This window comes from Rhodoferax sp. MLSD5-FHT05B10 (genome assembly GCF_058793415.1).
On sequence record NZ_JBXAFT010000001.1, the window covers coordinates 524013 to 543075 of the forward strand.

Genomic DNA, 19063 nt, shown 5'->3' on the forward strand with positions numbered 1-19063 from the left:
TATGTTCAGTGCTCGCGCGCGGTCGGCACATTCGCCGCTGACCGGCGCCAAGCCATGGCCGCTATGCCCGCCCACACCAGCGTGCGCAGCGTCATGGCCGCCGCCGTCCGCCGCTCCCAGGCGCCACCCAGAACCACATGCACTCCGAAAGCCAGGAACACGAGCGCACTCGCCACCGCGATGGCAACCGCCAACCACATAGCCCAGCGCCGGCGCATCCACAAGCCAACGCCCGCGACGATGTAGGCGAAACCGGCCAGAAAATTGAACCAGAGCACGAACGGCACATAGTGGCCGGCTGCCTGGCGCGCCGCACCGTCGACAAACAGCACTGCGCCACCTTCCTGGAGGGTCAGCAGGCCAAATCCGATGGCAATCAAGGAAATCACACGCATCCAGATCGCGCGTCCGCTGTGTGCCGTCATGTTTGTTGCTCCCGATTTATCGAAGGGTTTGGAGGTCGCAGTCGCGCTTGCGGAGCAGACGGATCCTTCATTTGGTGCTTTCGATGCCACGCCGATAGATGGCAAACACGCCCGGCGCGTCTCGCCGAATGCGACTGACCTTGCCGGCCAGCAGCGACTGCATGACGAGTCCCTGGATCGTGCCGATGAACAACACGGCGGCGGCATCCACATTCAGATCCGCATCCAACTCGCCCTGCACCTTGCCGGCTTCCATCAAACGGCGCAGGCGCTGTTCGTATTGACGAATCAAGGTCTGCACCATCCGCTTGGCGAGTGTCTCGCCGGAGCGCTGCAGCTCTCCGAACAGCATGCGCGGCACGCCGGGATGCTTGGCCACGAAGTCGATGTGCGCCATGAACATGGCTTCGAGCGCCGCGGCAGGTGACTTAGCGCCTTCGGCCGCCTTGTCCACGCGTACCAGCAGACGCTCGCCGACCCAGGTCATCGTTGCCTCCAGGATCGCGTCCTTGTTAGGGAAGTGACGAAACAACGCGCCCTGCGTCAAACCCATTCGATCGGCGATGGCCGTGGTCGTGATATCGGCCGGGTTTTGCTCCGCTGCCAAGTCGACCACGGCTTGCACCGTGGCTGCACGCCGCTCTTCGGCGGACAGATATTGAGGACGTTCGCTCATCGCTCAGACTCCATAAAGTAAGTAACCTATTACTATCCTAACACGCAAATTAACCATGACGCAAGATCAGAAAGCAGACAGGCTGTGGCGGTAAGGGCCAGCTCTTGTCCATCCGGTGCGCTCAACGACCGACTTTGATGAATCTCAAGAAGCGAGCGCGCCATTCAAGCGGTTGACGAGGCATTCGACTGACAAGTCGGCTAGTTCGTTGAGGGTGCGGGAAGTTGATTCGCCGGGGCGCCAGTGGAAATTCATCCCACATGGCCAGCAAGGCTTGCATCTTTTCCTGCAAGCGATAAGATAGTAATAAGTCACTTGCTAAATGAGATGATCAAACATGAACCCCCTTGCCACGTCTGACAAGTCCGTGCCGGCACCATCCGAAATCTTTCACCCCGATGTCCTGGATACGCTGGCGAACGCCTGGCGGGCGCGCGCCACTGGCGGGCTGTCGCCGGCTGCGGGTTTGCTGGCTTGGTACGACTGGGCGCTGCACCTGAGCCTTTCACCGGGCAAGCAGCGCAGCCTGATCGAAAAAGGGCTGCACAAGCAGCAACGCCTGGCGCGCTACGCCGCGCACGCTGCAAGCGCTCAGGGCTGCCCAACGTGCATCGAACCGCTGGAGCAGGATCGGCGCTTCGCGGCTCCGGCCTGGCAGCAGTGGCCGTTCAACGTCATTCACCAAGGGTTCTTGCTGCAGCAGCAGTGGTGGCACAACGCCACCACCGGCGTGCGTGGCGTGTCGCGCCATCACGAGAACATGGTCACTTTCGCGGGGCGGCAGTGGCTGGACATGTGGTCGCCTTCGAATTTCGTCTGGACCAATCCGGAAGTGCTGGAAGCCATCAGAGCCAGCGGCGGCGCCAACCTGTGGCGCGGCGCCATGAACTTCTTCGACGATGCGCAGCGTCTCGCGCTTGAGGATGCGCCGGCCGGGGTCGAAGGCTTCGAGGTTGGCAAGGACGTGGCGGTCACGCCGGGAAAGGTGGTGTTCCGCAACCACCTCATCGAGCTGATCCAGTACACACCCACGACGCCCGATGTGTATGCCGAGCCGGTGCTGATCGTGCCCTCGTGGATCATGAAGTACTACATCCTAGACCTGTCGCCACACAACTCGATGGTGAAGTACCTGGTCGACCAAGGGCACACGGTGTTCATCATTTCATGGAAGAACCCGACCGTGGTCGATCGTGACCTTGGCCTGGAGGATTACCGGTGGCTGGGGGTCATGGATGCGCTGGACACGGTCACGGCCATCGTGCCCGAGCGCAAGGTGCAGGCGGTTGGCTATTGCCTGGGCGGCACCTTGCTGACGATCGCCGCTGCTGCGATGGCGCGCGACGGCGATGATCGGCTGCACAGCTTGACGTTGCTGGCGTCGGAGACCGATTTCCGCGAGTCGGGCGAAATCGCACTGTTCATCGACGACAGCCAGTTGGCTTGGCTAGAAGCCGGGATGTGGGACAAAGGCTATCTCGACGGCAAGCAGATGGCCGCATCTTTCCAGATGCTCAACTCGCGCGACCTGATCTGGTCCCGCCGCGTGCGCGAGTACCTGCTGGGCGAACGCCAGCAGTTCAATGACCTGATGGCCTGGAACGCCGACGTGACGCGCATGCCATATCGCATGCACAGCGAGTACCTGCGGCGCCTGTATCTGAACAACGATCTGGCCGAGGGGCGCTACCAGGTCGGCGGACGGCCGGTGGCGATCGCCGACATCGAAGCGCCGATGCTCATCGTCGGCACGGTGCGCGATCACGTCGCCCCTTGGCCATCCGTCTACAAGATGCACCTGCTCAGTGATGCGGAGCTGACCTTCGTCCTCACCAGTGGCGGGCACAACGCCGGCGTGGTCAGCGAGCCGGGGCACCCGCGGCGCAGCTACCAGATGGCGACTCGCAGCACCGGCGCCCGCTACGTTGATCCACAAACATGGCGCGCCGAAACCCCACTGAACGAGGGCTCCTGGTGGCCGGCCTGGCAGCAATGGCTGGCGCGGCGCTCGACCGGGCGTGTGACGCCGCCTGCGATGAGCGGCACGCAAACACCGCTTGGTGATGCGCCGGGAACCTATGTGGCAATGCGATGACATGACGCCCCGAGGCCTCAATTCAGCCACCCGACTTCGACCGGGACACTCCTGCGGGATGGCCCATACCCGCCCTAATGGGGCATCTCATGACCGTGGAGCAATGAAATGAACAGTGAACTGCCCATCCAACTTTACAAGGCCAATGCCGAACTGCAGCTTCAGATCACCCGTTTGCTGCAAGAAAGCGGCCATCACTGGCTGGAAGCCATGCAACAGCTCAGCGCTGGCAGCATGCTAGAGACCACCTCGCGCATCCAGAACCTCCAACAGGCGGCCGACTGGCAGGCGCTTGCAACCTTGCCGACCGAGGTGTTCTGGCGCCTGTCCCAGGGCCGCATGGGCGATACCCAAGCGGTCGGCCAGGCCGCCGCGAAAAGCCAGGCAGTCTTTGCCGATGGCTTGCGCCAATCGCTCTCGGCCTGGCAGGCATCCGTCTCCGAGGCATTCGGCGCCAGTGGTGACACAGCCTCTTTTGCCCAGCTTTGCCAGCAATGGGCCCAGCCCTGGACCGCGCCATCCACTGCGCCCCAGGGCAAAGCCAAGAAGTGAAGAGGTTGCCATGAGCATCCCTCAACGAACGGCCTTGGTGACCGGAGGCAACCGGGGACTGGGCGCTGCGATCGCCCGTTCCCTGCACGATGCCGGCCACCGCGTGATCGTCACGCATACGCCAGGCAACCCCACGATTGACCAGTGGCAGCACACGCAGGCGGCGCAGGGCTACGGATTTGCGGCCTACGGGGTGGATGTGTCCGACTACGAGTCGGCGCAGGAGCTGGCGCGGCGCATTCATGTCGATGGACATCGTATTGACATCCTGGTGAACAACGCCGGTATCACCCGCGACGCGACCTTGCGCAAGATGGACAAGGTCGGCTGGGATGCCGTACTGCGTACCAACCTGGATTCCATGTTCAACGTCACCAAGCCGTTCATCGATCCGATGGTCGAGCGTGGCTGGGGTCGCATCATCAACGTCTCGTCGATCAATGGCAGCAAGGGCCAGTTCGGGCAGACCAACTATTCGGCGGCCAAGGCCGGGGTCCATGGCTTTACCAAGGCGCTGGCGCTGGAAGTGGCGCGCAAGGGCGTGACGGTCAATACCGTCTCGCCGGGTTATCTGGCCACCGAGATGGTGATGGCGGTGCGTGAGGATGTGCGCCAGAAGATCATCGATGCGATTCCGGTCGGGCGCCTCGGTCAGCCAGCCGAGATTGCGGAGCTTGTCGCCTTCATCGCCAGCGAAGCCGCCGCCTTCATGACTGGTAGCAACGTCGCCATGAATGGTGGCCAGCACATGTATTGAGCGGCCATGGAATCCGCGCCACAAGCAATCAATTTCTGACGCTGCAATCCCCAAGACCAATCGACTTCGGACGGAATGCCATGTATTCACGACTCCTGGTGCCGCTGGACGGCAGTCCCACATCGCTTCTGGCCCTCGATCATGCCCGCGCTTTGGCCCATCTGAGTGGCGGCACGGTGATCCTGCTGCATGTCGTCGAGCCGACCCGACACAGCACGGGTTTCGAACGTCCGAAGGTCTACATCGAGGACGTCCGTCCGCGCTTCATGGTGGCTGGACAGGCCTTGCTGGATGAGGCCGCCAACGGATTGCGTCAGGACGGACTTGCCGTGGAGACGGTGCTTCTTGAAAGCGGTGCCGAGCGCGTGTCGGAACAAATCGCCAAGCAGGCCGAGGCAAGTGCGTGTGATCTGGTCATCCTGGGCACCCACGGGCGTCGCGGCGTGGATCGGCTGCTGCTCGGCAGCGACGCGGAGCAGATCGCGCGCATCGCGCCGGTTCCCGTGATGCTGGTACGCCAACCGCACCGCAAAGGAATCACATGAACGAACAAACTTCTGAACACGTTAGTGCCGTTGCTCCCAGTGGTGTCGCGCGTCTCATCGCCCATGTCAAAGCCATGGCCCCGGTGCGCACTGCCGTCGTGCACCCCTGCGACGCGCTCAGCCTGGGCGGTGCACTGGACGCACGCGATGCCGGCATCATCACGCCAGTGCTGGTGGCGCCGCTTGCCAAGCTGCGCGCCGTTGCAGCCGATTTCGGGCTGGATCTGGGGGACAGTGAGATCGTTGATGTGCCGCACAGCCACGCTGCCGCGGCCACCGCCGCCCGGCTGGCTGGCAAGGGCGAGGTGCAGGCACTGATGAAAGGCAGCTTGCACAGCGACGAGTACCTGGGCGCCATTCTGGCCCCCGAGGCTGGCCTGCGCACCGAGCGCCGCTTGACGCACTGCTACATCATGCAGACGGCCAGCTACCCCCGGCCCTTCATCCTCACCGACGCCGCCATCAACATCGCTCCGTCGCTTGAGGACAAGGCCGATATCGTGCGCAACGCCATCGATCTGGCACACGTCATCGGTGTGCCCGAACCCAAAGTCGCCATCCTGGCGGCGGTGGAAACGGTGAACCCTCGCATGCGCTCGACGCTGGATGCGGCAGCCCTGTGCAAGATGGCCGATCGCGGCCAGATCACAGGCGGCCTAGTCGACGGGCCGCTGGCCTTCGACAACGCAGTCTCGCCCGAGGCCGCGCAAGTCAAGGGCATCCGGTCGGCCGTGGCAGGGCAGGCTGACGTGCTTGTTGTGCCTGATCTGGAAAGCGGCAACATGCTGGCCAAGCAGCTTGAGTTCCTGGGCGGTGCCGAGAGCGCCGGCATCGTCATGGGCGCGCGTGTGCCCATCGTGCTCACCAGCCGCTCCGACTCGCGCACCACGCGCCTGGCATCCTGCGCCATTGCACTCATGCTGGCCGAACGCAGGCGCGCCGCGCCGCCGTGAGGCGCTTGCGCCACCGATTCAACCCGCATTTCAAAATGGAGTCTTCACCATGAAATACAGCTTCAAGGGCAACAGCGCCATCGTCAGCGGCGGTGGCTCCGGCATCGGCGAGGCGACGGCCCGTCTGCTGGCCGCCAACGGCGTGCAGGTTGTTGTCTCCGACATCGACCTTGAGGCCGCACGGCGCGTGGTGGAGGCCATCGACGCCGCCGGCGGCCGCGCCGTGGCGCACGCCGGCAACACCGCCCGTCCCGACGACGCACAAGCAGCGGTGCAGTGCGCACTCGAACATTTCGGCGCCCTGGATCTGGCATTCAACAATGCCGGTATCAGCGGTACGCTCAAACCTGCGGGAGAACTGGCGGCGGACGAGTGGCAGCACGTCATCGACGTCAATCTCTCTGGTGTTCAATATGCCCTGCGGGCGCAGATTCCGGCCATGCTGGCCGCCGGTGGTGGTGCCATCGTCAACATGTCGTCCATCCTCGGCCTGGTTGGCAGCGCCACCGCCCCAGCCTACGTCGCCGCCAAGCACGGTGTCACCGGCCTCACGCGTTCAGCGGCGCTGGCCTACGCGGCGCAGGGCATCCGCATCAACTCCATCCACCCGGGCTATATCGATACGCCGCTGCTCAAAGTGTTGGACGAGGCGACGTTGGCGGCGCTCAAGGGCATGCACGCAATCGGGCGCCTGGGCCAGTCCGAAGAGATCGCCCACGCTGCCTGCTTCCTGCTCTCCGAGGGCGCCAACTACATGTGCGGCAGCGCGCTGGTGGTCGATGGCGGCTATACCGCCGCTTGAAATTACGGTCGCGGCTGAGGTCGGCAACGCCGGTGCAGCATCAAGGTGTGAGACAGGTGGCCTTTGCATTCTCTTTGCGGTGGTCGATCGTGATCGTTGCCGTGTTCGCACTTGGCGGCTGCGCGATTGTCAGCGAGTTCAAGCCCTCTGTGACTGTACGCGCAATGGCACCGGATGAATACGTTGCGCTACGGCGGGGCGATGTCCTCGGCACGGGAAAACTGAGTGCGTTGACTGTGCAGGCCCTCCGCGTCGCCGAAATTGATGAACGGGCCTGCGCAAAGAGCACCTCACTTGCTTGTATTGCGGCGATAGCCGCGGTCAAGGACATGGACGAAGAGACTAGGACATCGGCTCTGGCTGAGCTTTGGTTGCAGCATGCCGTGTCCATTTCAATTTCGGCTCCTTACACCGAATCCTCCTCCACTTCAGCTTGGATCGAGACGGCACGGTATGCGTATGCCTATCTCTTCTTTACCAGGCGCGCACCCGGCGAACGCGCGTTTGAGGAGCGGCAGACGCAGGTGCGCGACTGGTACAACTACGCAGTACAAAAAACGGTCGCACAGCTGTTTGGCGTACGCCAAGGGAAACCGGATGCGAAGGCTGTCAAGGCCAAAGGTGTGCTGCGTTTGGGTGATTGGACTTTGCGAGTTGACCTGAATGCTCGCCTGCCGAACGGCGCGGCAATGCCGCGCGAGTTGTTGCCTGCCAGCGCGCTGAGATTCCAAGGTCTGCGCGGCATCTACCGTAGGGATGGCCTGGGCGTTGAACTGGTGGCCGTAACCGATGCCCAGTCGTTGACCAATCAAAACGGGTTACCCACCGGAGATGATTTTTCGACGAAATCCAACGCCTGGAACGAAATGCCCACCCCCAACGTGACGGTAGTGCTCCGCTTCGACGTGCGCTCTATGGAGGAGCTGCTGGCCTCGCACGAACTCGTCGTTGCGGTATATGACCCGCTGGTGCAAGACTATTTGTCGCTCCATGGGCAACGCGTTCCGCTGGCTGGCAATTTCACAGCTGGCTATGGTCTGTGGCTGGCACGCTCGGAGTTCAATCGGCAATCGTTGTTGGGTCTGCTTGGGCGTGACCGTGGAATCGATCAGCCGCGCCTGTATCTGATGCAGCCATTCGATCCACAGCGGCGCATCATCGTGATGCTGCATGGACTGGCGAGCAGCCCCGAGGCTTGGGTCAACCTGGCCAATGAACTTCTGGCCGACGAAGAACTGCGGTGCGCCTTCCAAGTCTGGCAGGTCTATTACCCCACGAACATGCCGCTGCCAGCCAATCATGCGGCAATCCGACAAGTTCTGCTGGCCGCTTTGCATCACTTCGACCCGGAGGATAAAACCGCAGCTTCACACGGGCTGGTGTTGGTTGGGCACAGCATGGGCGGAGTGCTCGCGCGGTTGATGGTCTCCACGTCGGATCAGCAATTGTTGAAATGGGCCGAATCGGATCCGAGGATCGATCTGAATCGTCTTGGCAAGAGCCGCGCCAAAATTGACCCTCTCCTGCAATTTCAGCCATTTCGAGGTGTTGAGCGGGTGATATTCATCGCCACGCCCCACCGTGGAACCGTGGTTGCCGGCCAAGGGTTTGGGCGCTGGGTAGCCGGATTGGTCCGCTTGCCGCTGACGCTGCTGGAAGCGCTCGCTGGCGCCATTCCGGCTCGCGCCTACACCATGGGAACAACCCAGGAAACGCTCCTGGAGCGCATTCCCAACAGCATTGATCAACTCGACGAAAAGGATCCTTTTGTCAAAGCCGCAGCGGAGCTTCCTATCTCGGGTCGGGTGTTATATCACTCGATTATCGCCAGGCAGAACACCGATGGTTCTCTTGCGGACTCCGACGACGGCCTGGTTCCGTACAGAAGTGCCCATTTGGAGGGGGCCGCCTCGGAAAGAATCATCGTGTCCGGGCACAGCGTGCAGGAGACCGCTGCTTCAATCGCGGAGATCACGCGAATCCTGCGTGAAGACATTGCAAGGCATCAGCTGACAACCGCAGACCTCCCTCCCGCCGAAAGGAGGGGGACTTGCCTCGCCTATTGATCGATTCAGTCATTGTCTTTTGATAATTTAGTGAGTAACATATCACTAGCTTTTGCAATTCGGATTGGACTGCTTGCATCGCAACCGGGACACTTTCGGTTCGGAGGACAGCGTCCCTGGTGTGCTCATATGAATGAAGCATCAGACCGCACCCCATAGAACATGGACGATCTGAAACGCTAGGAAGGGCATAAGTGGAATTGCGCCAACTTCGATGTTTCATCGCTGTCGCGGAGGAGCTTCATTTCGCTCGTGCCGCTGAACGGCTACACATCGACCAATCGCCGCTGTCTCGCACCATCAAGGAACTGGAGGAAGAACTTGGTGCGCGCCTGTTCGTTCGCACTACCCGCAGCACGCAACTGACCCGTGCAGGTCGATTGCTCTTGGAACACGTACCGCGCATCTTTACTGCGCTGGAACAAGCCCGCGATAGCGTCAGGTCTGCCTCCAATGGCTATCACGGGCAATTGCGCATTGCCTTGTCCGATGGCATCACGCCATCACGCTTGCCGGCGCTGCTTGCGCAGTGCCGCGAAGAAGACCCCGAGGTCGAGGTTCGATTATTCGAGGTTCCGCTTGCCCAGCAGATCAAAGGCTTGCACGATGACCTATACGATGCCGGCTTTTCGATGGCCGATGATGTGGGCGATGGCATCGTGGCCACATCTGCCTGGGAGGACGAATTGATGGTCGCAGTACCTGCTCGCCATCCCGTGCTCTCCTTCAGGCAGGTTCCGCTGGAGGAAGTGCTGCACTATCCGCTGGTGTTGGGCGATCCGGCAATCTGCGAAGGCCATGCGCGTCAGGTCGAGCGCATCCTGCGCAGGCACGAGCAGGAGCCGCTGATAGTCCAGCACGTTTCCACCTTTGACCTCATGATGACTCTGGTTTCCGCCGGGTTGGCCTTGGGCCTGGCTGGCGCGGCGCACATCAGCTCCAGTCGCGAGCTTGGTGTTGTGGCTCGACCCTTGGCGGGTAAACCGCCGATGCTGACAACCTTTCTGCTGCGTCGTGATGCGGAGACTCCTGAGATGTTGACCCGGTTCATTGAACGAGTGGCCTTCATCGACTCGGCAGGTAATCTGAGCAATGCCAAAAATTCCCGACCCACCCGATGAAAGGATTGGAACCATGAATAAGGTGATGCTGCTGATGCTGGCTGCCACACTGACTGCATGTGGACCCTCTCAACTTTCAGAAACGGTAGACGCGCTTACAGCCAATCCCGAACGCATCAAGGAGATTCAACGGCTGTGCAAGGAAGATCGCGCGAAGGTCGATGATGAACTTTGCCGACGCGCCGCAGAAGCCGCCAAGCGGCGTTTCTACGGTGATCGGCCGGAGCAGAAACCCAGGTAGTCACCCGCGCAGTCGCTTCGCTTTGGAAAAATCCTTCCGTTACCTCGCCACGCTGAAATGCGCTCGTGGTTGCAACGCCTTTCTTCCCCTCGCTACAGCAGGAACTCCTGCTTTTTTAGCCTCAATTCCTGCCATAACGGCCTTTGACCGACACTGATCCGGCACCGATCCTGACGCCTGCGGCACGTTGTTGTGCCGCTTCTTCCACGAGGAATCAGCGCAGGAGAAATCGGAGGCCAGGTCATGCAAGGGACGAACGTGCTGTTCGGTCAGATCGCCGTCGTATTCGGCATCGTGATCGCCGGCGTGTGGGGCGCCACACAATGGACAGCCGCCGCTCTTGGCTATCAAGTACGCCTTGGCTCGCCCTGGTTCGATTTTCTTGGCACGTCGATCTACCACCCGTGGAAGCTGTTTGAGTGGTGGTTCTTCTTCGGCGCCTATGCGCCGGAGGTCTTCGACACCGGCGGTGCCATTGCTGGCATCAGCGGCATGGTCGCCGTGGTCGTTGCCATCGCCATGTCGGTCTGGCGCTCGCGGCAGGCACGCCTCGTCACCACCTACGGCTCTGCGCGCTGGGCGAGCGCGCAGGACATTCGCAAGGCTGGCCTCACACAGCCTGCCGGCGTGTTCCTCGGCCAGCACGAGCACCAGTACCTGCGGCATGAAGGCCCGGAACACGTCCTGACCTTCGCGCCCACGCGCTCGGGCAAGGGCGTGGGCCTGGTGGTGCCCACTTTGTTGAGCTGGCCAGCATCGGCCGTCATCCATGACATCAAGGGTGAGAACTGGAGCATCACCGCCGGCTGGCGCAGCAGGTTCAGCCACTGCCTGCTATTCAACCCGACCGATGCGAAGTCGGCGGCCTACAACCCGCTGCTGGAAGTCCGGCGCGGCGCGCATGAAGTGCGCGACGTGCAGAACATCGCTGACATTCTGGTCGATCCCGAAGGCGCGCTGGAGAAACGCAACCATTGGGAAAAGACCAGCCACGCGCTGTTGGTCGGGGCCATCCTGCATGTGCTTTACGCAGGCGAGGACAAGACACTGCGCGGCGTCGCCAACTTCCTGTCCGATCCGGCCAGCCCCTTCGAGATGACCTTGCACCGGATGATGACCACGCCGCACCTCGGCGATAGCCCGCATCCGGTGGTGGCCTCCGCTGCGCGCGAAGTGCTCAACAAGTCGGACAACGAGCGTTCCGGCGTGTTGAGCACCGCCATGTCGTTCCTCGGCCTGTACCGCGATCCCACGGTGGCCGAAGTCACCTCGCGCTGCGACTGGCGTATCGCCGACCTGATCGCAGCCGAGCATCCGGTGTCGCTGTATCTGGTGGTGCCGCCTTCGGACATTTCGCGCACGAAGCCGCTCATCCGCCTGATCCTCAACCAAATCGGGCGACGCCTTACCGAATCGCTCGATGGCTCCGACGGCATCGAGCGCCGCCACAAGCTGCTGCTGATGCTCGACGAGTTTCCGGCACTGGGGCGTCTGGACTTCTTCGAGACGGCGCTGGCTTTCATGGCGGGCTACGGCATCCGCAGCTTCCTCATCGCGCAGTCGCTCAACCAGATCGACAAAGCCTACGGTCAGAACCATTCGATCCTGGACAACTGCCATGTGCGCGTTACGTTTGCCACGAACGACGAACGCACCGCCAAGCGTATCTCCGAAACACTCGGCACCGCGACTGAGCTGCGCGCACAGCGCAACTACGCGGGCCACCGGCTGGCGCCATGGCTGGGGCACCTGATGGTGTCGCGGCAGGAGACGGCGCGACCGCTGCTGACGCCAGGTGAAGTGATGCAGCTTCCGCCCGACGAGGCGGTTGTGATGGTGTCCAGCGTGGCGCCGATCAAGGCCAAAAAGCTGCGCTACTACGCGGACGCCAATTTCAAGCAGCGCGTGCTGCCGCCGCCGGCGCTGGCGGACGGGCAATACGCCGATGCGCCGCCGACTCGCCCGGACGACTGGAGCGGGCTGGCGATTCCTGCCGTGCCTGCGGCGTCTGTGATCGATACCGCCGAAGGCTTCGGCGCATCTGCCGACGACGGCGGCCCGCGCCGTCAACCCGAACTAACTGAGACCGTCGCCTACGACCCCGAGCTGGCCGCTCCCGCGGCCGACCTCGCGCTACTCGATGACGACGACGACCTGCCGCTTCCCCTTCCTCGCCAGCTTGATCCAGCCATGCAGCGCACGGCCCGGCTGGCATCGCTGAATCCCAACGACGGAATCGAGCTATGAGCCACTACCGCCTCAACCTGTTCATCCAGCCAGAGCACGCCAAGCGGCTCGATGAGCTGGCCGCCAAGAAAGGCGTGTCCAAGTCATCCATCGTCGCGGCGGCGCTCGCATCGTGGCTGTCGCCCGATGCGGCCGACCAGCGCGAGGCGGCCATCGCCAAGCGGCTTGATCGTCTGTCGCGCCAAGCCGAGCGCCTGGAGCGCGACCAGAACATCCAGATCGAGACGCTGGCGCTATTCATTCGCTACTACCTCACGGTCAGCACGCCAGTCCCCGAGGCGCACCAAGAGGCCGCCCGCGCCCAGGGCAAGGCGCGCTTCGAGCAGTTCGTTGAACAGTTGGGCCGCCACCTGCTGCGGGGTCGCAGCCTGGTGCGCGACGTGGTGGAGGAACTGCATCCCGATCCGATGCGGATGGAAGACGCGGCGGCAGCCGCCCAAGCGCGGGAGCGTGCGTCATGAGCGCCGTTCCCCAATCCATGACCGCCACGTCGCTCGACCGCCGCATCCAGATGCTGCGCACGGCGATGGGGCCGCTGATCGCCGCCGCGCTCGAAGACCCGGACGTGGTGGAGGTGATGCTGAATCCCGATCGCACCCTTTGGGTGGATCGGCTTTCCAGTGGGCGCGCGCCGATGGGCGTGGAACTGCCCGAGGCGGACGGCGAGCGAATCATCCGCCTCGTGGCCGCCCACGTTGGCGCGGAAGTGCATCGCGGCCAGCCGCTGTTGTCCGCCGAGTTGCCCGAAACGGGCGAACGCTTCGAGGGCATCTTGCCGCCGGCAGCGCCGGGGCCGGCCTTCGCGCTGCGCAAGCGCGCCATCGGCGTGATTCCGCTGGAGCGGTACGTCATCGACAGGATGATGACCAGCGCGCAGGCGGGCTTTCTCGTTCGCGCCGTGCGCGAGCGGCAGAACGTGCTGATCGCCGGCGCCACCAGCAGCGGCAAGACCACGCTCGCCAATGCGCTGCTGGCTGAGATCGCCGCCACGGGCGACCGCGTGCTGGTGCTTGAAGACACGGTGGAGCTGCAATGCGCGGCCCGCGACCACGTTCCCCTGCGCACCCGCGCAGGCGTGGTGTCGATGACCGAGCTGGTGCGCTCGTCCATGCGCCTGCGGCCTGATCGCGTCGTCGTTGGCGAAGTGCGCGGCGCCGAGGCGCTGGATCTCATCAAGGTGTGGGGCACGGGCCACCCCGGCGGCATCGCCACGATCCATGCCGGCTCCGCGTTGGGCGCGCTACTGCGCCTGGAGCAACTGATTCTCGAAGTGGCGGTGAATCCGCCCCGTGCGCTGATCGCCGAAGCGGTCAACGTGGTGATCCACATCGCCGGGCGCGGGCGCAAGCGCCGCATCGAGAGCATCGCCCGCGTCCTTGGCTTCGACGGCGTGGGCTACCAACTGGCGGACGCGCTGGAAACGCCGTTTCCCGAGCTGCCGCCACTTCCCGATGCCGCACCCGCTGCGGCGACTTCCCCATCCCCTGACTCACTTGGAGAACTGCCATGACGCAGATGACCATTCCTGCTTTCCGTTTTTCTGCAAATCCGGCTTTGCGTCTTGCGCGGCTGCGCTGCCTGGCCCGCCCTGCGGGGCAAGGGCTGCTGCTGGCCGCGCTGCTGCTGTTCCTGGCCGGAACCGCACAGGCCGCCGGTTCCTCGATGCCGTGGGAAGGCCCGCTGCAATCCATCCTCGAATCCATCCAGGGGCCGGTGGCGCGCATCGTCGCGGTCATCATCATCATCGCCACGGGCCTGGCGCTAGCGTTCGGCGACACGTCGGGCGGATTCCGCAAGCTGATCCAGATCGTCTTTGGCCTGTCCATCGCGTTCGCCGCGTCCTCGTTCTTCCTGTCGTTCTTCAGCTTCTCGGGCGGGGCCGTCGTATGAGTGCCCCGGATACCTTCGCGGCCGGCTTCGAGGTGCCGGTGCATCGCTCGCTCACCGAGCCGATCCTGCTGGGCGGCGCACCGCGAACGGTCGCCATTGCGAACGGCACGCTCGCCGCCGCTGTCGGGCTGGGCCTGCAACTGTGGATTCCCGGCGTGGTGCTCTGGATCGTCGGCCATTCGCTGGCGGTGTGGGGTGCGCGCGTCGATCCGCAGTTCATGGCCGTGTTCGCGCGGCACATCAAGCACAGGCCGCTGCTGGACGTGTGAGGGGAATGCCATGCTGAACCTTGCCGAATACCGCCAGCGCCCGGCCTTGCTTGCCGACTGGCTGCCCTGGGCCGGATTGGTGGCGCCGGGCGTCGTGCTGAACAAGGATGGCTCGTTCCAGCGCACGGCGCGCTTTCGCGGGCCTGACCTCGACAGCGCCACCCAGGGCGAGCTGATCGCCACGTCGGCGCGCTTGAACAACGCGCTGCGTCGCATGGGATCGGGCTGGGCGCTGTTCATCGAAGCCGAGCGCCGGGCCGCTGCCGACTATCCGCACTCGGCGTTTCCCGAGCCGCTGTCGTGGCTGGTGGACGAGGAACGCCGCGCCACCTTCGAGGAATCTGGCAACCACTTCGAGAGCGGCTATCACCTGACGCTGGTGTACCTGCCGCCCGAGGAATCCCGCGCCCGAGCGGCCGGGATGCTGTACGAGAACCGGCCCACCGAAGGCGTGGACTGGCGCGAGCGCCTGGCGGCCTTCATGGCGGAAACGGATCGCGTCTTCGACCTTCTCGATGGCGTGATGCCGGAAATCGCGTGGCTGGACGACGGGCAGGCGCTGACCTACCTGCACGCCACCATCTCGACGCGGCGCTACCGCGTCGGCGTGCCCGAAGTGCCATTCCATATCGACGCGCTACTGACCGATTCCGCGCTGGTCGGCGGCTTGGCGCCCATGCTGGGCGACCAGCACCTGCGCGTGGTGTCGGTGCGGGCCTTCCCGACCTCGACCTGGCCGGGGATTCTGGACGACCTCAACCGCCTGGGCTTTGCGTATCGCTGGAGTACGCGGTTTCTGTGCCTCGACAAAGCCGAGGCGGAACGGGAATTGGGACGCCTGCGCCGCCAGTGGTTCGCCAAGCGCAAGAACGTGATCGCGCTGCTGCGCGAAACCATCTTCCAGCAGGAAAGCCCACTGGTCGATACCGACGCGAGCAACAAGGCGGCGGACGCGGACGCCGCCCTGCAGGAGCTGGGCAGCGATCAAGTCGCCTTCGGCTACCTCACCGCCACGGTGACGGTGCTCGATGCCGACCCTGCGGTGGCCGACGAGAAACTGCGCATGGTGGAGCGCGTCATCCAGGGACGCGGCTTCGTCACCATCCCCGAAACCCTCAACGCCGTGGATGCGTGGCTGTCGTCCGTTCCCGGCAACGCCTATGCAAATGTCCGGCAGCCCATCGTCTCGACGCTGAACCTGGCGCACATGATGCCGGTGTCGGCGGTATGGGCCGGGCCGGAGAAGAACGACCACCTGGGCGGGCCGCCGCTGATTGTCACCCGCACCGAAGGCGCAACGCCGTTCCGGCTGGTCACGCACATCGGCGACGTGGGCCACACGCTGGTCGCGGGGCCGACTGGTATGGGCAAGTCGGTCTTGCTCGCCACGCTGGCGATGCAGTTCCGCCGCTATCGCGGCTCGCGCATCTTCGCGCTCGATATGGGCCGCTCGATGCGCGCCACCATTCTCGGCCTGGGCGGCGAGCATTACGACCTTGGCACGGATGGCGAAATCGCCTTCCAACCCTTGGCCCGCATCGACCGCGAGAGCTACCGCACCTGGGCGGCCGAATGGATCGAGGGCCGCTTGCTGCACGAAGGCGTCGCAGTCGGCCCCGACGAGAAGGCCGCTATTTGGTCGGCGCTGGGAAGCCTCGCAGGCGCGCCGGTGGAGCAGCGCACGATGACGGGGCTTTCCGTGCTGCTGCAATCGAACGCGCTGCGCCAAGCGCTCGCGCCCTATGTGCTAGGCGGCGCGCACGGCAAGCTGCTGGACGCCGACCATGACCGATTGGGCATGGCCGACGTGCAGTGCTTCGAGATGGAGGAGCTGATGCACAGCAAGGCCGCCGTCATGGCCGTGCTGCATTACCTCTTTGCGCGCTTCGACGAACGCTTTGATGGCGCTCCCACGCTGCTGATCCTCGATGAAGCGTGGCTGTTCCTCGATGACCCAGTGTTTGCCGCGCGCATCCGCCAGTGGCTCAAGACGCTGCGCAAGAAGAACGTCAGCGTCATCTTCGCCACGCAGTCGCTGGCCGACATCAAGGATTCGAGCATCGCGCCCGCGATCATCGAAAGCTGCGCTAGCCGCATCTTCCTGCCAAACCCTCAGGCTACCGAGCCGCAGATTCGCACGATCTACCAGGGCTTCGGCCTCAACAACCGGCAGATCGAAATTGTCGCCACCGCGCAGCCCAAACGCGACTACTACTACCAGTCCCGCCTCGGCAATCGCGTGTTCGACCTCGACCTGGGGCCGGCGACGCTGGCGTTTGCGGGCGCTTCTACGCCGCAAGACCAGCGCGACATAGACCGCGTGCTGCTGGACGCCGGCGTGCCCGGCTTCGCGGGCGCCTGGCTGCGCCATCGCGGCCTCGATTGGGCGGCCGACCTGCTGCCCACGTTCCCCGGCCTCGCGCCGGGTTCCCTCGCTGACCAACCCCTGGAGAACCTGCCATGAAAAAAAAGCGTTTTGTCGCCGCCGCCATCGCGACCATGCTTTGCACCGCCACCGCCCATGCGCAATGGGTCGTGGTCGATCCCACGAACCTCGTGCAGAACACGCTGACCGCGATCCGCACGCTGGAGCAGATCAACAACCAGATCCAGCAGCTTCAGAACGAAGCGCAGATGCTGATGAACCAGGCGCGCAACCTCGCCAGCCTGCCGTCCAGCGTGGTGAACCAGTTGCGCGCCAACCTGGCGACGACCGAGCGGCTGATCGCCCAGGCCCGAGGCTTGGCCTATGACGTGACGAATCTGGATCGGGAGTTCGCGCGCCTGTATCCCGAGCAGTACGCCGCCACCGTCAGCGGCGACCAGATGTACCGCGACGCGCAGGAGCGTTGGCGGAACACGCTCAACGGCTTGCAGACCACGATGCAGATGCAGGCGCAGGTGTCGCAGAACCTGGGCGAAGACGAAAGCGTGCTGGCCGATCTTGTGGGCAAGAGCCAGTCGGCCGAAGGCGCGCTGCAGGCGATGCAGGCCATGAACCAGTTGCTGGCCTTGCAGGCCAAGCAGTCGATCCAGTCGCAGCGGCTTCAGATTACGCAAGACCGGGCCACTTCGCTGGAGCTGGCGCGGCAGGCGGCGGCCACGGAGCGCGCCCGCGAAATGCGGCGGCGTTTCCTGGGCGATGGCACGCCGTACACGCCGCAGTCAGTGAACTTCTACGGCAACTGACGGGAGGCCGCCATGCGATGCGTCCTCGCCCCGTCTGTTGTGGTGCTTGTCGTGCTGCTGGCCGCTTGCGGCAAGCAGCCGGCCGACAACCTTGCCGATGCTCTGGCCGCCGATCCCGTGCGGCTGAAGGCATTGCGCGCGCAATGCGCGGCAGACCGGCAGGCCGCGGGCGAGGACGCTTGCCGCGCCGCCGCCGAAGCCTTGCGGCGGCGCTTCTTCTCCGGCCAGGCTGGGCCGGATGAATACCAGACCTTGGCCGACTTGCCGCCGATCCCGCCGAGCTTCGATGAACCGGCCGATGGCATGGAGCCGGCCGTTCCCGCCGAACCGGAGAACACGCCATGAATGACGTGACCATCATCGACCAGTTCCTCAACACCTTTGCCGCGTATATCGACTCGGGTTTCGGGCTGCTGCGGGGCGAAGTGGCGTTCCTCACGGCCACGCTGATCGTCATCGACATGACGATCGCCGGCCTGTATTGGGCCATGAGCCATGCCACCGGTCAGGGCGAGGACGTGATCGCCAAGCTGCTGCGCAAGGTGCTGTACGTCGGCGCCTTCGCCTACATCATCAATAACTTCAACTGGCTGGCCAGCATCGTATTCCGCTCGTTTGCGGGATTGGGCATCACCGCCACCGGCTCGGCCATCACGATGGAAAACTTCCTGCAGCCGGGCCGGTTGGCGAAAACCGGCATCGACGCCGGGGCGCCGATTCTGGAGCAGATCGGCGAGATGGCGGGCTTTCCCGAAGTGTTCGTGAACCTCGACCCCATCGTGGTGATGTTCCTCGCGTGGCTGGTCGTGGTCTTGTGCTTCTTCGTGCTGGCGATCCAACTGTTCATCACGCTGATCGAGTTCAAGCTGACCACGCTCGCCGGATTCGTGCTGGTGCCATTCGCGCTCTGGAACAAGACCGCGTTCCTCGCCGAAAAGGTCTTGGGCAACGTGGTGGCCTCCGGCGTCAAGGTTCTGGTGCTGGCCGTGATCGTCGGTATCGGCTCGGGCTTGTTCGCTCAGTTCCAAGTCCATCCCGCCGAGCCGTCTATCGACCACGCGCTGGTCATCATGCTGGCCTCGCTCACCTTGCTGGCGCTCGGGATCTTCGGCCCCGGCATCGCCACGGGCCTCGTGTCCGGTGCGCCGCAGCTCGGCGCTGGCGCAATGGCCGGTGCTGCTGTCGGCGCTGCCGGCACGGCCGTCGCCATCGGCGCCGCCGCGACGGGCGTGGGT

Annotated in this window: 19 protein-coding genes and 1 pseudogene; 18 read left to right on the forward strand and 2 right to left on the reverse strand. The window is 63.9% G+C overall.

The window, feature by feature from the left end; all coding sequences use genetic code 11:
* Positions 1–5: 5 nt before the first annotated feature.
* Together AC1Q5W_RS02495 and AC1Q5W_RS02500 are read right to left on the reverse strand one after the other, a co-directional pair.
* Positions 6–425: a hypothetical protein gene (locus AC1Q5W_RS02495; protein WP_021249552.1), complete on the reverse strand. Its 420-nt coding sequence runs from the start codon at positions 423–425 to the stop codon at positions 6–8.
* 67 nt (positions 426–492) lie between these two features.
* Positions 493–1101 (reverse strand): TetR/AcrR family transcriptional regulator, encoded by a 609-nt coding sequence (locus AC1Q5W_RS02500; protein ID WP_021249553.1) that lies wholly within the window; start codon positions 1099–1101, stop codon positions 493–495.
* Between the two features lie 337 nt (positions 1102–1438).
* On the opposite strand from AC1Q5W_RS02500, the gene AC1Q5W_RS02505 reads away from it, so the two are divergent.
* From AC1Q5W_RS02505 to trbL, 18 genes and pseudogenes are all read left to right on the forward strand, one after another.
* The gene (locus tag AC1Q5W_RS02505) at positions 1439–3196 is read left to right on the forward strand and encodes a PHA/PHB synthase family protein (RefSeq protein ID WP_021249554.1); all 1758 of its coding nucleotides are present in this window, start codon (positions 1439–1441) and stop codon (positions 3194–3196) included.
* A gap of 108 nt (positions 3197–3304) precedes the next feature.
* The gene (locus tag AC1Q5W_RS02510; RefSeq protein WP_021249555.1) at positions 3305–3748 is read left to right on the forward strand and encodes a phasin family protein; all 444 of its coding nucleotides are present in this window, start codon (positions 3305–3307) and stop codon (positions 3746–3748) included.
* A gap of 10 nt (positions 3749–3758) precedes the next feature.
* The gene (phbB, locus tag AC1Q5W_RS02515; protein ID WP_031346930.1) at positions 3759–4505 is read left to right on the forward strand and encodes an acetoacetyl-CoA reductase; all 747 of its coding nucleotides are present in this window, start codon (positions 3759–3761) and stop codon (positions 4503–4505) included.
* An 80-nt stretch (positions 4506–4585) separates the two neighbouring features.
* The gene (locus AC1Q5W_RS02520; RefSeq protein ID WP_492643048.1) at positions 4586–5050 is read left to right on the forward strand and encodes a universal stress protein; all 465 of its coding nucleotides are present in this window, start codon (positions 4586–4588) and stop codon (positions 5048–5050) included.
* A pseudogene (locus AC1Q5W_RS02525) lies at positions 5002–6003 on the forward strand (bifunctional enoyl-CoA hydratase/phosphate acetyltransferase); the annotation flags it as partial. The gene AC1Q5W_RS02520 and the pseudogene AC1Q5W_RS02525, both read left to right, overlap by 49 nt.
* Positions 6004–6052: 49 nt before the next feature.
* Positions 6053–6805 (forward strand): SDR family NAD(P)-dependent oxidoreductase, encoded by a 753-nt coding sequence (locus AC1Q5W_RS02530; RefSeq protein WP_021249559.1) that lies wholly within the window; start codon positions 6053–6055, stop codon positions 6803–6805.
* 56 nt (positions 6806–6861) lie between these two features.
* Entirely contained in the window at positions 6862–8871 is a 2010-nt protein-coding gene (locus AC1Q5W_RS02535; protein WP_492643049.1) for an esterase/lipase family protein, read from the forward strand.
* A gap of 194 nt (positions 8872–9065) precedes the next feature.
* Positions 9066–9992, forward strand: a complete 927-nt coding sequence (locus AC1Q5W_RS02540; protein ID WP_492643050.1) for a LysR family transcriptional regulator — start codon at positions 9066–9068, stop codon at positions 9990–9992.
* 13 nt (positions 9993–10005) lie between these two features.
* Complete coding sequence (locus AC1Q5W_RS02545; protein WP_274114273.1) at positions 10006–10233, forward strand: EexN family lipoprotein; 228 nt, start codon at positions 10006–10008, stop codon at positions 10231–10233.
* 243 nt (positions 10234–10476) lie between these two features.
* Complete coding sequence (locus AC1Q5W_RS02550) at positions 10477–12480, forward strand: conjugal transfer protein TraG (protein WP_492643051.1); 2004 nt, start codon at positions 10477–10479, stop codon at positions 12478–12480.
* Positions 12477–12941, forward strand: coding sequence for a CopG family transcriptional regulator (locus AC1Q5W_RS02555; RefSeq protein ID WP_492643052.1), 465 nt, complete (start codon positions 12477–12479; stop codon positions 12939–12941). The genes AC1Q5W_RS02550 and AC1Q5W_RS02555 overlap by 4 nt, the downstream gene beginning before the upstream one ends.
* Positions 12938–13990 carry a P-type conjugative transfer ATPase TrbB gene (gene trbB, locus AC1Q5W_RS02560; RefSeq protein ID WP_023127544.1) on the forward strand — a complete coding sequence of 351 codons (1053 nt, stop codon included), beginning with the start codon at positions 12938–12940 and terminating at the stop codon, positions 13988–13990. The genes AC1Q5W_RS02555 and trbB overlap by 4 nt, the downstream gene beginning before the upstream one ends.
* The gene (locus AC1Q5W_RS02565) at positions 13987–14370 is read left to right on the forward strand and encodes a TrbC/VirB2 family type IV secretion system protein (RefSeq protein WP_003103996.1); all 384 of its coding nucleotides are present in this window, start codon (positions 13987–13989) and stop codon (positions 14368–14370) included. Before trbB ends, AC1Q5W_RS02565 begins: the two co-directional genes overlap by 4 nt.
* Positions 14367–14639 (forward strand): VirB3 family type IV secretion system protein, encoded by a 273-nt coding sequence (locus AC1Q5W_RS02570; protein WP_021250035.1) that lies wholly within the window; start codon positions 14367–14369, stop codon positions 14637–14639. Before AC1Q5W_RS02565 ends, AC1Q5W_RS02570 begins: the two co-directional genes overlap by 4 nt.
* 10 nt (positions 14640–14649) lie before the next feature.
* On the forward strand, positions 14650–17103 hold the full coding sequence (gene trbE / locus AC1Q5W_RS02575) for a conjugal transfer protein TrbE (protein WP_492643053.1): 2454 nt from the start codon (positions 14650–14652) through the stop codon (positions 17101–17103).
* Positions 17100–17828, forward strand: coding sequence for a P-type conjugative transfer protein TrbJ (trbJ, locus tag AC1Q5W_RS02580; protein WP_492643054.1), 729 nt, complete (start codon positions 17100–17102; stop codon positions 17826–17828). Before trbE ends, trbJ begins: the two co-directional genes overlap by 4 nt.
* Before the next feature lie 12 nt (positions 17829–17840).
* On the forward strand, positions 17841–18173 hold the full coding sequence (locus tag AC1Q5W_RS02585; RefSeq protein WP_315225440.1) for a hypothetical protein: 333 nt from the start codon (positions 17841–17843) through the stop codon (positions 18171–18173).
* Positions 18170–19063: P-type conjugative transfer protein TrbL (gene trbL, locus AC1Q5W_RS02590; protein WP_063886256.1), on the forward strand; the 894-nt coding region annotated here is incomplete at its 3' end. The genes AC1Q5W_RS02585 and trbL, both read left to right, overlap by 4 nt.